This window comes from Paenibacillus sp. 05T425, assembly GCF_056396205.1.
Genome location: NZ_JBFTLA010000010.1, coordinates 302,276 through 316,456, shown reverse-complemented (window position 1 = coordinate 316,456; position 14,181 = coordinate 302,276). Strand labels below are relative to the sequence as shown.

At 52.2% G+C, this 14,181-nt stretch carries 11 protein-coding genes and 1 pseudogene; 1 reads left to right on the top strand and 11 read right to left on the bottom strand.

Features of this window, described 5'->3' with window-relative positions:
- Positions 1–164: 164 nt before the first annotated feature.
- From AC1DF0_RS23290 to AC1DF0_RS23280, 3 genes and pseudogenes are all read right to left on the bottom strand, one after another.
- Positions 165–839 (bottom strand): vWA domain-containing protein, encoded by a 675-nt coding sequence (locus tag AC1DF0_RS23290; protein ID WP_477575460.1) that lies wholly within the window; start codon positions 837–839, stop codon positions 165–167.
- Positions 840–917: 78 nt separating this feature from the next.
- Positions 918–1,433, bottom strand: a pseudogene (locus AC1DF0_RS23285) (TerD family protein); the annotation flags it as partial.
- Between the two features lie 19 nt (positions 1,434–1,452).
- Positions 1,453–2,202: a uracil-DNA glycosylase family protein gene (locus AC1DF0_RS23280; RefSeq protein WP_477575455.1), complete on the bottom strand. Its 750-nt coding sequence runs from the start codon at positions 2,200–2,202 to the stop codon at positions 1,453–1,455.
- A gap of 431 nt (positions 2,203–2,633) precedes the next feature.
- Between AC1DF0_RS23280 and AC1DF0_RS23275 the strand changes: the two genes are divergently transcribed.
- On the top strand, positions 2,634–2,978 hold the full coding sequence (locus tag AC1DF0_RS23275) for a cyclic-phosphate processing receiver domain-containing protein (protein ID WP_477575454.1): 345 nt from the start codon (positions 2,634–2,636) through the stop codon (positions 2,976–2,978).
- Between the two features lie 15 nt (positions 2,979–2,993).
- Here the strand turns inward: AC1DF0_RS23275 and AC1DF0_RS23270 are convergent, their stop codons facing one another.
- From AC1DF0_RS23270 to AC1DF0_RS23235, 8 genes are all read right to left on the bottom strand, one after another.
- Complete coding sequence (locus tag AC1DF0_RS23270; RefSeq protein WP_477575453.1) at positions 2,994–3,641, bottom strand: N-acetyltransferase family protein; 648 nt, start codon at positions 3,639–3,641, stop codon at positions 2,994–2,996.
- Between the two features lie 45 nt (positions 3,642–3,686).
- The gene (locus tag AC1DF0_RS23265; RefSeq protein ID WP_477575452.1) at positions 3,687–3,977 is read right to left on the bottom strand and encodes a hypothetical protein; all 291 of its coding nucleotides are present in this window, start codon (positions 3,975–3,977) and stop codon (positions 3,687–3,689) included.
- Between the two features lie 69 nt (positions 3,978–4,046).
- Entirely contained in the window at positions 4,047–7,136 is a 3,090-nt protein-coding gene (locus tag AC1DF0_RS23260) for a glycosyl hydrolase (RefSeq protein WP_477575451.1), read from the bottom strand.
- A 26-nt stretch (positions 7,137–7,162) separates the two neighbouring features.
- On the bottom strand, positions 7,163–7,990 hold the full coding sequence (locus AC1DF0_RS23255; RefSeq protein ID WP_477575450.1) for a carbohydrate ABC transporter permease: 828 nt from the start codon (positions 7,988–7,990) through the stop codon (positions 7,163–7,165).
- A 13-nt stretch (positions 7,991–8,003) separates the two neighbouring features.
- A complete protein-coding gene (locus AC1DF0_RS23250) occupies positions 8,004–8,906 on the bottom strand; it encodes a carbohydrate ABC transporter permease (protein ID WP_477575449.1) in 903 nt (300 codons plus the stop codon).
- A 37-nt stretch (positions 8,907–8,943) separates the two neighbouring features.
- Positions 8,944–10,320, bottom strand: a complete 1,377-nt coding sequence (locus tag AC1DF0_RS23245) for an ABC transporter substrate-binding protein (RefSeq protein ID WP_477575448.1) — start codon at positions 10,318–10,320, stop codon at positions 8,944–8,946.
- 238 nt (positions 10,321–10,558) lie between these two features.
- On the bottom strand, positions 10,559–12,229 hold the full coding sequence (locus AC1DF0_RS23240; protein ID WP_442053125.1) for a response regulator: 1,671 nt from the start codon (positions 12,227–12,229) through the stop codon (positions 10,559–10,561).
- The gene (locus AC1DF0_RS23235) at positions 12,222–14,048 is read right to left on the bottom strand and encodes a cache domain-containing sensor histidine kinase (protein ID WP_442053127.1); all 1,827 of its coding nucleotides are present in this window, start codon (positions 14,046–14,048) and stop codon (positions 12,222–12,224) included. The genes AC1DF0_RS23240 and AC1DF0_RS23235 overlap by 8 nt, the downstream gene beginning before the upstream one ends.
- Positions 14,049–14,181 lie beyond the last annotated feature (133 nt).

Below are 14,181 nucleotides of genomic sequence, written 5' to 3'. Positions count from 1 at the left end.
TTTTCAAATAGATTAGTGAGCATGTTTTCGGGTATATTAGTCATCGGTAGGGTCCTTTCTCTGGTGGCTTCAGCAACCCCGAGGATACCCTACTTTTTTGTTGTCCGACAAGGCTACAAATCTTGGTACACAAACAATTTTACGTCATCTTTAAGATAAGTCGTTTATCTAATAATTCTCTTGTTCTTCGCTTCCTTCAACCACAACGGAAATTCATTCAACAGCTTATCGTAAAGCTCCTCATCCGATACCCTCTCGATCGCGTCGAGATGGAAGAAGTTAGCGTTGTCCACTACCCGCCCTTCCATCGTATCCAGCTTCTTTAGCACCTCGAAATCCGACTGCCCGATGCCGACGAACTGCCAGAAGATCGGCAATACGGATGATGATGTGATGACCTTCTTGATCGGTTTCACAACACCGCCGTCATTAATGAAAACAATAAAGACCGGGGTGTCCGAATCGGATTCTTCCTCCGTATACTTGCGGATCACGTCCTCCATGACTGGCGGCTCGTTATTCCGGCCGAACTTATGAATGTTGCTGTTGTTCATAATATGAGTATCCACATATCGGCCAAGATCCCGCTCCGTCACCGAAGGAAGACGGCTGAACTCCGTATCATACACCCACACATCGAGAGTTTTATTGTCGTCGAATTGGGTCGCAACCGCCAATATCCGTTCGACGACCTCTTGGACAGTACCGTTTCGGTATAACGGCTGCATCGATCCGGTAATATCAAGCACGATACCTACTCTAGCAACGACGTTCGTCAGCTGTTTCTTCTGCAGCGTGAATTGCACCGTTTTTTTGCGCAAATCGATCGTCGATGGAATTGCGGTTTCCACTGCAGCTGCTACCTCTAGGGTATCAGGAGCGGCGGATGCCTCCACCTCGAGTCCGAAGCTTGTGCACAGAGCTGCGAGTCCGCCATAGAAGCCGCTTCCGATCGCGCTGAACTTCCACTCTCCGTTATGTCTATACAGCTCGCCGATCACGACGGCCGTCTCCTTCGTCAGATCCTCGCCGTATTCGTAGCGGTATAACTCCTCGCCGGTAGCCGTATCTATCAGTCGGACATATAACCCCGACACGTCCTGCATGTAATGACCGGACTGTTCGCCTTCGTGAATCGTTAGGGTAAAAGCGATTTTCGATACCTGGCCGGATACTCGGTTTAATGAAATCTTAATGGCTTCCTTGTCGCCCTTGTCTGATTCGGCATGCATCAAAGCTCCATCTCGGGCAAGCGGGTTGCCGTAAAAAATAAAATCTTCGTCGCGCTCGCAGCGCCCCCGCTCCGATAGCAGAAAAGCGGCTGCATCAATGCTCATAGCGGCATTCGCCTTTGTCCACCCAAATTGCAATGCCAGTTCGGCGACGTTTCTCCCTTTGGTAACGTCAACCTTATGTCCTTTTGATAATCGCATCGCTATTCCTCCCAATCTATTATTGAAACCATTCAACAATCTGTCTGGTCAGCTTGTCCTTATTCGCTTCGAACTGTGTCCATCGATGCCCGTTCGCCCCAGACGGATGCGGAAAATCAAACAAACACCGTTCGCGAGCCACCAAGCCCTGCGCCGCAAACGACTCAATGACCTCAGCGACCGCTTTGCCCAGCGGGATAAGAAGCGCATCCTTTACGGCTAGAAGCTCCGCAAGACAGATTCGCTCGGCGTACGGATAGAGGGTCTCCGATTTCAAGATAGACGGACTATGTCCGGTATAGTTATTTCCGTTCACGAAGACCGGGTAACGAATGACCGAGGTCGTATGCAGCAGGTCGCGGCGCTCCTCGAACAGCTCGCCGCTGCTTCGTATGGAGAGAGCTTTGTGAAGCTCAAGCTTGTCCAGCATGTCGATTAGATTACGGCGCATCGTGCCTGCAAAGCTCGCTTGCTTCTTCGCTTCACGATCGATTTCGCCTAGCGGAACGCCGGCACTCAGACAGTCCCGAGCGGTTTGAAAGGCGATTTGCATTTGCGTAAACCCTGGGGTAATGCCGATAATGAACACTTTAGCGTTCTCATTCACATATTCGAAAGGAATATAATAGAGCTTCATAGCTTGTGACGGAGTAGCGTCCAGCAGCAGCTCTTGTACAAGCAGCTGCTCCTTCCCAAGCGGGCCGCTCGGCAGCGCACGTATGAAATCCGAATAATGATCCAGCAGCAGACTCTCCTCCTTCGTTTGCAACTATTTTACCATAACCTAGGCAGCCCGGCGTTTCGAGATGGGAGTTACTCTATTGCTGCGAAAGCTGCGTACACGCTGTAACGGCATTTCGTCGAACTCATTTCGTCCTCTACCCTAACAGGCCTCATTTAGTGGCATTTCGTCGAACTAAATGACCATTTTCCGCCCACCACGTCAAAAAAGCCCCGTTAGTTGCCCAAAATCAAACTAATGAGGCACTTATTCTCCTAAAGCCCAATTTAGCTGCCCAAAATGCCACTATTGCCCAAAAGCAAACAGCGGCAGCCATGGACGTTAAATAAAGTCCAAGACTGCCGCTGTTTTATTGGGTTATCGTACCTCGTTCTACCGAGCGACTCGCCCAAACGATCGCCGCGCTATAGACATAAAGTAGGGTAATGAACAAGACGATGCAGAAGGGAGGAACTAAGGTGAAGCTGTTTCTCGATGATAGAAGGCCTTGCCCCGCAGGCTACCACTTGGCGCGTACGGCCGAGGAGTGCATCGCGATCATCAAAGCCAATCCGATCACTGTGCTTTCGCTTGACTACAATCTCGGAATCGGCCAGACGAAAGGGGCCGCCGTAGCCAAATATATCGCCGCGAATGCCGCCTATCCGGCCAAGATCATCATCCATAGCAATGATCGGATAGGCAGAATACGCATGTATCAGCTTCTCGTCAAGCATAAGCCTCGATATGCGGCATCTACGATTTGCATTCGGCCAATCAAATACAATCCTATCAGGACTGCCTTATTGAACAAAAAACGATAACAAGCGTAACTAATACTAGTCCCGTGCCAACTCCGCCACCATCTGCAAATAACCCGGTACCGGCTTGTAGCCAAGCTTGCGGTTAATAGCCAGCATCGGACCATTCAACGAATCGTTGTTCGTTCGAATATAGCGGAAGCCGCGTTTGCGTGCGATATGGATTGAAAGCTTCTTGAGCGCCATTGCAATTCCGCGACCGCGGTAGGCCGGATCGACGCAAGTGAACTCGTTATAGACGCTCTGAGTCGATTCGAACGTCCGAAGTTCGACTGCCCCTACGATACGCTCCCCCTCACAAGCCAATAGAACCAAGGAGCGATCGAAGTCTTCCCGGTCTACGGTCCTTTTACGCCATTCGCTGTACCACATGTATTCGCCCTCGAAGCCTGGAATATCCGGATGAGTCGCGAAATAAAGGTTATACACCTCGCGCTCGGTCTGCTCGCCGCCGGGCAGATCGGCTAACGTCAACAAGCGAATGTCGTCCAATCGTGCGGAAGCCAAGCCACCATGCTCCGAAGCTTCATTCAACTCGATTACCGACTCGAACAAATGCCGATTCTCCGTGAACCCTCTAGCGCAGGCGAAACGCACCGATTCCGGATCGTCATCCCGTACATCGGCTACGATTTTGCTCGCGCCTACCTCGACCGAGTAGCTCATCAACGCCTTGTAGATCGCACATCCCGCCCCGCCTTGACGCTCTTTTCAGCCCACGATAATTTGTTCATACAACACACCCGGCGTCGACCAAGGCGCCCGCCAAGCGTGACCGTAACCGATTAACCGCCCTTCTTCGTTCAACGCGACCAGACGCAGCCTATCGTGGCCGGTAAGCTGTCCCTGCTCGTCACGATCAAGCTGCCCTGTTAACGGTATAATCGCATCCTCGTCCCTCATCTTCTCTACGGTTACTTCCTCAGAGTAATGCTCCGTCATGATGGCAGCCACCGCTGCGTAATCATCCGGCACAATCATTTTCCTCACAACAAGCGTCATGCAACAATCCCCTTCCTTCCTATTACTTACAACTGTAATATCGAAGGCATAAACGGCTCAAGGGATTAGTTAGTTTAAATCATTTGTGATGTGCTTTATCGTCATTCGCGGGGACGCAGATAGCCCAAATCGAACGAACGCATAACGATCCTGGTATACCTGCGTATCCGGCGGCAAGTCACGATCTGTCCATCCGACCTTATTCGTGAAGCTGTCGGGCCCGATCTTAAGCGGCTCACCTTTCATATGATGATGGGGACCGAGCAGATTGCGGCAGCTGCCTGCCAATTCCAGCTCGATCACATTGTCTCCCGTCACCAAGAACGGTCCGATATCCGCCTCATACGGCTCCCACTGAAAGGTCTTTACCTCGCGGCCATTGATGCGAAGCTTCGCGACGATCGCATCCGGAGGCGTAGTGAACGACCACAAAATCTCCGAATCGGCAAACACGTTCTCGAAGCTAACCTTCTGTTCAACCGTCAATCGCCCTGCATAGAAAGGAAAACCTTGCCGCACGAAGTCGCCTCCAGCCAGTAGAACGGGCATTTCCGTCAATACAAACGGACCTTCGGCTAGAACGGTTCCGTTCCCCCCGTCAACGAATGGCGTTAGCGACTCCACCCCGAAGTCGCCTAACAAATAGACACTTTCAAGCTCCGTGTCGAACGTAAGCTTATTGCCCTCGGATTCGAATGTTTTCGCTCGTTCCATTGCTTCATACGTCTCTGGCGCATTATAGAACTCGGATTCGATGATGAGCCTGTTCTCTCCTGTATGCACCATTCCTCTAAGATCAAGCTTCTTGAAGGCGGTATCCAGCCACCAGCCGCAATCCTCATTCGAGATCGGAACACCGTTAAGCGTTATGGCTGCCGTGTCAGGCCGCTCCATGATCAAATACATCTCCCGTGCACGTCCCGTATCGAACGCCGCATGGAATACGAATTCGCAAGCGATTCGCGCCGAGCGTCCCAATTCCAACAGCTTTTCCTGCAAAAAGAGAACCGGTTGCGGTTCGCTCCAGTCGCCGCCTTCAATACTTACTCGGCATGTGTCGAGTGTCAGGCTATTAAGCTCGGCCTGCTTCACCTGCCAAGCACCATCCAACATAAGCGTCTGACCAATCGTCGCTGCCTCCTTAATCGATGCGTTCTGCTGGCTGTTCCCTGCCACAGCCTCGCTTCTTTGCCGCAGCATATACGACTGGGCTGCTGCCAGGGGAAGCGTCACGCGTACGAATCCGCCCTTCTGCACCTGCGGCAGCATTTCTTCCGCACCTGTCTCGAGATTAAGAATCGTCACATTGCCTTCGCTGCGCAGCTCGATTTCTACATCGCCGCAGCCCGACTCGCCTGAATTGACGATATAATAGAGCCATGAATCGCCGAGCTTCAATGTCTGTATGTTGATGGTATCGGATTCGATCCTATCCCCCGATGCATCTCTCAAGCTCGCAAGCGGAGCAACCACTTGTGAAATGATATTAGCAATCGACGCATCATCATTTGTAGAAGTTGCTAAAGCCGTCAAACGCTCAAGCAGCACATCTTGCTTACCTTCCAGCAAGGTTGGGAACGGCGCGACGATCGTCACACTACCGCCTTGCTCAAGCAAAGCAATCAACAACTCCACCGTCGATCTGCTCCAAGTCACGCTTGGCGGCATAATAACAGCCGAATAAGCAGCCTGCCCAACGATCAGCCGACCGCCCTCCACTCTGCCGTGGCGCTCCAAAATCGATTCGCTGCCGTAGTCATGCTCCAGGAAAGAGCGGCAGAGCTGCCGGGATAAGTCGGCGAATGCTTCATGATAGGGACGAATAGCTGAGCTGTCCAATCCCCTCTGTTCCACCCACGCCGAACGAATCGGATGAAGGAGCAGAACTTCGGCCTGCCTTTCCCCTTCGGCAAGCAGCATAGACAGCCTAGCAAAATAGTCGTTATAATGCCGGTACTCCGACCACCAAGGCTGCTGATAGAACAAGGACGGCGGATAATCCCTTTTGCGCAATCCTCTTAAACTATAACTCTGCAAATGCTGGCACATCATATTAATACCGTGCACGAACTGCCATTCGCCGATCCGCTTCAAGTCCTGCATACTGGCGTTCCAACCTGAGCAGCCATAACTTTCGGTAATCGTACGCTTCTTGCCAAGCTGACGCGTAACCGAGCCGACCTGTTTCGGCACGAGCGGCTCTTCGCCCACGAATCGCCCCAGCCAGTCGCAACCGGGAATTTGCATATATTCATAGAAGGACATCAAGTCGCCGACCGAYGTCGCTTGCCCCATAAGCGTCTGCTCATCGACGACATGCCCAGCTAATGACCAACCTTTGTCCTCACACCAGTCACCGATCTGCTTGGCATAGCTGCTTACGAATAATTCCGTTACACAGGACCAGAACCGGTAACGATGCTCCTTCGCATTTGCGGTATCTATGAACAAGCTGGGAAGGATATCAAGCACACTGCTGCCGTATCGATCTACATACCATTTTTCCATTTCGAAGGACCATGGAATCTCACCTCTGCCGAACTGGGGCTCATCCGTGAATACCCCCTTCAGCACATGCCGGAACTCATCGCCGAACTTCTCCCAATAGGCTTCGTACGTACTGTCGATAAATGCGCGAACCGCCTTTTGGCTTAACGTGTCGATATAGTAGGGATTCACTTCCCAATAGATTCGAACCTCTGCCTCCGCGCTGCTCTCCTCCGGCAGCCTCAGCCATCCCGTCTCACTCGAGACGTAATACCCTAGATTACGCGATCGGTCTCCTTCCGTGAAGTTAGCTCGCTCCATAACTAACTTCTTCTGCTGGTAAACGAGGCCAAGGGCGGGCACGCGCCCGCCCCCGAAGCCGCTCGGCCAGCCGTTCTCGTCATAGAACCAAGGCTCCATACCCAGCGATTCCGCTTTCACAATGCAAGCACGGATGGCCTCCATCCACTCCTCGCCCATATACGGCGTTTGAAGCCCGCCCCTTGCATGCATGAAAAATCCTCCGATGCCGGCGCGATTCATTTCCTCGATCTGGCGTTCCAGCTCCGCAATCTCCAGCTTGTCGTTCCATGACCATAACGGAACGGATCTGTAGCTGCTATCCGGCTCGCGCAGCTTGTCCCAATTCCACTCTTCATCAGCCGATTTCATAGCCGATAACCTCCCCATGCTCTGAATTACCCTTTCAAAGACCCTGCAGTCATCTGCATAAACGATCGATTAGCGAACACATATACAATGAGGATCGGCACGATGGATAGACAGGCGCCGSCCATCATGTAATGCGTCTGCGCTGCCGCCGATACGCCGTATTTCAAGTTCGCAAGCCCAACCGTAAGCGTCTGCAGCTCGGGCTTGCTGAGCGTGAAGACAAAAGGCAGCAAATATTCATTCCATGCGCCGCGGAAAGCGAACAGGCCGGCAACGCCAAGACCTGGAGCCAGCAGCGGGAGCACGATTCGCGCATACACGGAAGCCGGCGAGCAGCCGTCGATTCGCGCAGCCTCGTCTAGCTCCCGCGGGATGCCGCTCATGAAGCTCAGTAAAATAAAAAACGCCGATGCGTGAGCGCTGATCAGAATGAGGATGACACCCCATAATGAATTGTGGAGCTTAAGGTCGATCATCAGCTCGAATTGCGGCCGCAGTACGACCGCGCCAATCGCTACGAACATCGTGAACGCTTGAATGCCGACATATATCTTTTTGCCAACAAAGCTCATCCGGTTCACAACATAAGCAGCCATCGATGCAACGATCAAAGTTCCCGCCGTTACCATGACTGCGACGAACAAACTATTGAACGAATACTTCCCAAAACCCGCCGTACTCCATGCTTCCGCGTAATTGCCGAACTGCCAGCTCGAGGGCAGCAGCGTCGCGCCKGCTGTCAGCTCGGCATTCGTCTTGAACGACCCGAGCAGCGTAATGACGATCGGGAACAGCGTAAGGAAAAGCACCGCCAGCAGAAAAATCCACGTCATGAATTTCCATCCGTATCTCATGATGCCTTCCTCCTTAGTCGTTCCGGCTCATACGCCGCGAACCGTAGAAATAAATAATCGTAATCGCGCCAACGATAAGCGCCGTCACGAATGCTACCGCGCTGCCATAGCCCATCTCCTGCACCTGGGTTGCCGCCGCACCGCCAGCCGTAGGGAAGAACAGCTTATATACATATAAGAACATCACATTCGTTCGTCCTATCGGACCGCCGTCGGTCATAACCATGATGCTTTCATAGCCTTTAAGCGCGTTAATGATCGCCAGCATGACAATCATCTGCATAACAGGGCCGAGCATCGGAATCGTAATATACCGGAACTGCTGCCATCTGCCCGCTCCGTCCAGCGAAGAACTCTCATATACGTCCTGCGGAATGTTCTGAAGCCCTGCCAGAAACAGCAGCATATAGTTGCCGAGCGCTCCCCATACGGAGACTAATATGACGCTCAGCATCGCGTAATCGACGCCCAGCCAATCGATCGGCGCACCGATGACGTTATACTTCATAAGGAACTGATTCAGAATGCCGTTATACGAATTGAAAATAGTGAAAAAAACGACTGCCATAACGGCCGTGCTTATAATCGTCGGCATGAACAGCAGCGCTCTCAACACGCCGCGCCCTTTGAGACCCCGATTCAGAATAATAGCCAGCAGCAGTGCCAGAGGCAGCGACAGAGCAAGCTTGCCTCCGGCATAAATGAACGTGTTCAGGACAGAGTCCCAATACTCGTGATCCTTCCATATTCGAGCGAAGTTATCCAATCCGATGAATCGCTCCGCACCGAAGCCCTTGTAGTCGTAGAACATATATCTCATTGCCCAGACAATCGGGTAGATGCCAAGAACGACGGTTAGAATAAAGCTCGGCAACAGGAAGCTGTATGAGAAAGCGAGATGTTTGGCTTTATTCATATCCGGTTTCACTCCTTATCAGGTACAACAACGTTCTTTATTTGGCGAACTTGCCAGCCAGCGTTTTCGGATCGAAGTTTGGATCCGGCTCGGCTTTCACTTCGCCATTCTTAACCGCCTGAGCCAGCGCCTCGTTATAGCGCCCATTTAAATCTTTGATGATTGCGTCAAGATCGCCGCCGCTAACCATGTATTTGAAGAACGCATCGTCTGACTTCGTCCCTTGAACCGCTACGACCGGATAGACTGGCCATACGCCGTCATATTGGTTTGGCAAGAAACCTTCGATACCGTTCACCTTAGGCGTCGCGGCAACCTCGCTGACCGAAGGCACCATGGATATTCCGAAGCCCTTCTCCTGATACTGCTGCAGCAGCGATTCCGAGTACATATAAGACATGAACTTCCATGCGGCTTCCTTCTTCTTCGTCTTGGAGCTTATAGCGAGCCATTGTCCGCCCAAGAAACCCGATGCGCCGTTAAAGCTGCCGTCAATCGAAGGCACAGGCGCCGCAGCCCAGTCAATCTTCGCCGGGAATTGCGACGTGTAGACGCCCGCTTCGGCAGAGAAACTCAGATACATGCCGATCTTTCCTTCGGCGAACTGCGCGCGGAGCGGATCGATATCGAGCGATTCAACGCCCGGCAGCATGCTGCCGTCATCCTTGATTTGCTTGAACGCTTCAATAATCGGCTTAAAGTGGCTGAAGTCGTATTGAGCCGTCTTGAAATCGTAGCCGAAACCACCGTAGCCGCTTACTTCGGCGATGACGCGGGACGAGCGGCCGAGCGCGCTGCCCGGATTTTTGAAGTTTTGTGCGAAGCCGTATGCGCCGCTCTCCTTGCCAGCCGCCGTCAGTTTCTTAGCGACATCGACCAGTTCGGCTAATGTAGTCGGCGGTGCAGCAACTCCCGCTCTCGCGAACAGCTCCTTGTTGTAGATAAGGCGCATCGTCGTTCCGTAGTTAGGAAGGCTGTAGCGTTTCCCCTCAAAGCTGTTCAGATTCGGCATCTCAGGGAATTTCCCCGTAAGCTCATCCGATAAGAACTCATCAATCGGCGCCAAGTAACCTTTTTTATAAAACGTTTGAATCGTATTTTCCTTCACGCGGATGACATCCGGCGGCTCTGACGTTTGGAACGACATATCGAGCGCCTGGTCGAAATCATCGCCCTTGATGACTAGATCGACCTCGATATTATCGGTGTTCGCGGCATTGAATTCGTCGACCATTTCTTTAATAAATTCCGAATCATGGCGGTCGCCTGTCCAGTAGCTGATGACCGTTTTTTCGCCCGACCCGCTTCCTCCGCTTTCGGTTCCGCTGTTCTCTTCCGCCTTGTTGCTGCCGCAAGCTGCCAGGCTGCTCGCCATGACGAGAGCGGCTAGTGTCATTAGCAATCTCTTTTTCATATTTGTATTGCCTCCCTTTTTTTCGTGCTAGAAGCTCCTGATAGGTGTTGACACTTTTTATTATAGAGGCGCACGTCCTGCGGCATAATGCGGTAAACCGCACATGAAGGGCAGATTTCTTCATCTCTTTGCATGATCGCACACGAAAACTCACGCAAGTTCAAACTTTGCAAAAACAGCTCCTTACCGGCCATAACCGGAAGAAGCTGCATAACGAACGATCGCCCTGAGCGCTTAGCTACCCTTTGCCCTGCTCAAGGTCAAGCGGCTCGTCGGCGATACCTGTGCTGTATATTTTGAATTCGGATGGCGTCATGTTCGTATGCTTCTTGAACGCGTCGCTGAAGTAGCGTCTATGCTCGTAACCGATAAGCTGGGCGATCTCCTGCACTTGATAGCCGGCAATCAATAGATCTTTTGCCCGTTCCATACGCTGATGGATGACGAATTGTTGGAAGGAGATGCCGAGCACCTTCTTGAACACATTCGAGAAATAACCCGCGCTGATGTTGAACCTCTTTGCGCAATGCTCCAACGATAAGTCCACATGCAAGTTGTCGCAAATATAATCCTTTGCCTCATAGATCAGCTTGCTCGTTTCGTCGGACCGCTCCTGCCGTGTCCAGCCGCAAGCCTCCTCGCACAGACCTTGGACCATTTCCCGCATCTCCACAAAGGTCGAGCTAACCCCAGCCCTCCCGGACAGCCATCGCTTCTCAAGCTCATGCACCTTCGCCCCCGGGAACAGCTCCTGCATCGTCCGACAAATCTTCGCCGACAGCTCGAAGCAGAGACTCTCGACATGCTGGGGAGCCGGCAGCGGCTCGCTCCCCAGCATATCGTTGAAGATTCGCTCCAATAACAACCGGCATTTGCCGCTGTTGCCTGACTTCAGCGCGAACAGCAGCTCCTGCTCCGCTGCAAGCGAATAGTTCGGAAGCAGGCTGAGTCCTTCGCCCCCGCCCGACACGACCTTATAGCTTGTCACCCCGTTGCCATCGGTATAGAAATGATAGGATAGCGCGCTGACTGCCTGCTGATAAGCGCTCGGCAGCTCTTGAATGGTCTCGACGCATAGCCCAACTCCGATCGAAATCGTGGAATGCGTATACTGCTGCGTATTCTGCCGGCAAGCTTCCGAGATACTTTCCGCTTCCTTGTTGTCTCTGCAATTCATGATGCAGACGAACCGGTTCGACGCTTCCCGGAAGACAACGCCCTTCGTCCGCTGAGAGACGGTCTCCTCCAGCACGTTCTTCAGACTGAAGCGCATCAGCTCAATCTCGCGCACCGGCCTTTCCATATATTTCTCCATAAAATGATCGAATTCCACAACGAAGACGTTGAAGTGAGCTTGCTCAAGCTCGATGCCGAGCTGCTTCCATTGCTGCACCGCCTTCTCTGTACGGAAAGGATGGTGAATCAGCAGCGACAGATGCTCCTGCTGAAGCATCGGCAAGCTTCGCCTGCGTTCCATTTCCAATTCGCGGCGTCGCTCTCTTTCCTCCCGCTCTTCAAGCAATGCCTGCTTTGCATTCAATACCGTCTTCACGATCTCATCAACCGAGAACGGCTTCTTCAGAAAATCGAACGCGCCCAGCCGAATCGCCTGCTGCGCATATGCGAAGTCGGTGTATGCGCTCAAGATAATGACTTTGGTGGCAGGGGCGGCAGCCAGTATCGCTTGCGTCATGGCAAGCCCGTCCATCCTTGGCATGCGGATATCGGTCAACACAATGTCGGGTTTCGTCTCCTCGACCAATCGAATGCCTTCTTCTCCGTCGAGCGCCGTTCCCGCGAACTCAATGCCGTGTTCCGTCCAAGGAGGCTTCCGCGACACCATCTCGACTACGCTGCGAATATCGTCGATGACGACGAGTTTAATCTCGGTTCCGGTTTCATTAGCCATGCCACTGAATCTCCCCTCTCCGCATCGGAATCCACAAGTCCGTCCTCGTTCCGCCCTCTGCTGGACTGCTAAGCTCCATCCTTGCCTCGTCCCCGTAATAAAGGCTCAGCCGATTGGCTATGTTGTACAGCGCGAAACCTTTTCCGGATGGTGATTCACCTAGCGTCTTCATCCTTTCGTTTACGAGCAGAGGATCGATGCCCGATCCGTTATCCTGAATAACGATATGCAGCTTGCCTCCGTCTTGCCCTACGTCTACTGTAATCTCGCCCCCAGTACGTCTGTCTTGGAAGCCGTGCTGGATACTGTTCTCCACGATCGGCTGCAGCACGATCTTCGGGACGTAATAGGTGAGCAGCTGAGGGTCCGCGATATGGACCTCATATCGAAAAAGTTCCTCATAGCACATGCTTTGGATGGCGCAATATTGCTCGACATGAGTCAACTCGTCCTCCAGCGTATTCCAATCCTTCCCGCCGCTGAGACCAAGCTGGAACATCGTCGACAGAGCTAGAATCATCTTGTTCACTTCCTCGTTCTCGCCCATCTCGGATTTGCAATAAATCGTATTCAGTGTGTTATATAGAAAATGAGGCTCCATCTGCGCGGTCAACGCCCGCATCTCCGCTTCCCGCTTGCCCGCCTCGCTCGTTCTCACGTCTTGAATCAGACGATTAATCTCATCCAGCATGCGGTTGAATTGAAAGCCTACCTGCGCAACCTCATCTCTTGACTTGCTCTCGAAGCGGACGGTCAGCCTGTTGTCCTCGACCTCGCGCATGAGACGCTGCAGCCTGTGGAGCGGCCGGACGAGCAGCCCCGTCAGCTTGCTTGATACAAGCCATGCCGCCGCCAGGAACAGCAGCATCAGATAAATCGTCGTTTGTTGCACGTCCTTCATCTGTTCGAGCAGCTTGTCCTTCGACCTGATGCCGAACAACAGCCAATAGTTCACCGTTGAGGAGCGGGAATAATTGACGAGATACTCCGTCTTGTCGAAGTTGTGGAAGAATGCGCCCTGAGTATCGTCCGTCACATTGCGAAGGAACGGCTCGTCCTTGCGCATATTATGCTGAGCGGACCACGAAGTTCGCATCACCTCGTTGCCCGTGGAATCCACAATGAAATAGCTCCCTTCCTTCTGGGAGGAGCCTTGATTCATCATACTAATCAGTCCGCTTTCGCTGACGTTGACGATGAAATAAACGTTCGTATTAGAGAGATTATCCTGCGTGCCTTTCGTTACGAAGCTGAGGACGCGGCTCTCTCCCGTGAAGAAGACGTCGGTATGCCCTCGCAGCCACAGACCGCCGGTATTGTCCTTGGCCAAATAATATAAATTGGATTCATAGAAAGATCGATTTGGAGAACGTCTTTGAGATAAATGGTAGAAATCGCCGATCGGCGTCGCAATCAGAATGCTCTCGATAAGCGGCTCGTTGAACATCGCCTGCGAGAACTGATATTGCATTTCGGAGAGGTGAACATAATAGTTGGCAATATTATTGCTTTGTACGTCTTGCATTAATAGATTGTAAGAGTCGCTCAGCATAATGGAGCGAACGGACTTCGATACGCTGTACAGCTTGTCATCCAGCAGTTGGGTCGTCTTGCTAACCGATTCGCGGCTGGAGGCGAAGGCGTTGCGCTGAAGCTCCTTCGACGCAATGAGGTAGGAAGTCGTTCCTACGATTCCGATGGCAAGCGCGATGAGCAGCAGAAACGCAATGCTGATTCGTTGCCTGAACGAAAAGCCGTAATACATATCAGCTACCGATGACTTAACATGCTTAACCCACGATATCGTCAAGTTCTTCACACCTCCCGCTTGCGAACCATTGTACATGATGAAATGCTGTTTCGTAAATTTATTCCTGCATCGATAATGGATAACGGACAAAATAGCTGCTTAAACTTCCTATCGACTGATTTCGGTGCGCTAACGGACAAAA

What these genes read in the sequence shown, in the direction of transcription:
- AC1DF0_RS23270 (WP_477575453.1), bottom strand. Translation starts at nt 3,641, where the DNA reads ATGAGCTACTCGGTCGAGGTAGGCGCGAGCAAAATCGTAGCCGATGTA.
- AC1DF0_RS23265 (WP_477575452.1), bottom strand. Translation starts at nt 3,977, where the DNA reads ATGACGCTTGTTGTGAGGAAAATGATTGTGCCGGATGATTACGCAGCG.
- AC1DF0_RS23250 (WP_477575449.1), bottom strand. Translation starts at nt 8,906, where the DNA reads ATGAATAAAGCCAAACATCTCGCTTTCTCATACAGCTTCCTGTTGCCG.
- AC1DF0_RS23245 (WP_477575448.1), bottom strand. Translation starts at nt 10,320, where the DNA reads ATGAAAAAGAGATTGCTAATGACACTAGCCGCTCTCGTCATGGCGAGC.
- AC1DF0_RS23240 (WP_442053125.1), bottom strand. Translation starts at nt 12,229, where the DNA reads ATGGCTAATGAAACCGGAACCGAGATTAAACTCGTCGTCATCGACGAT.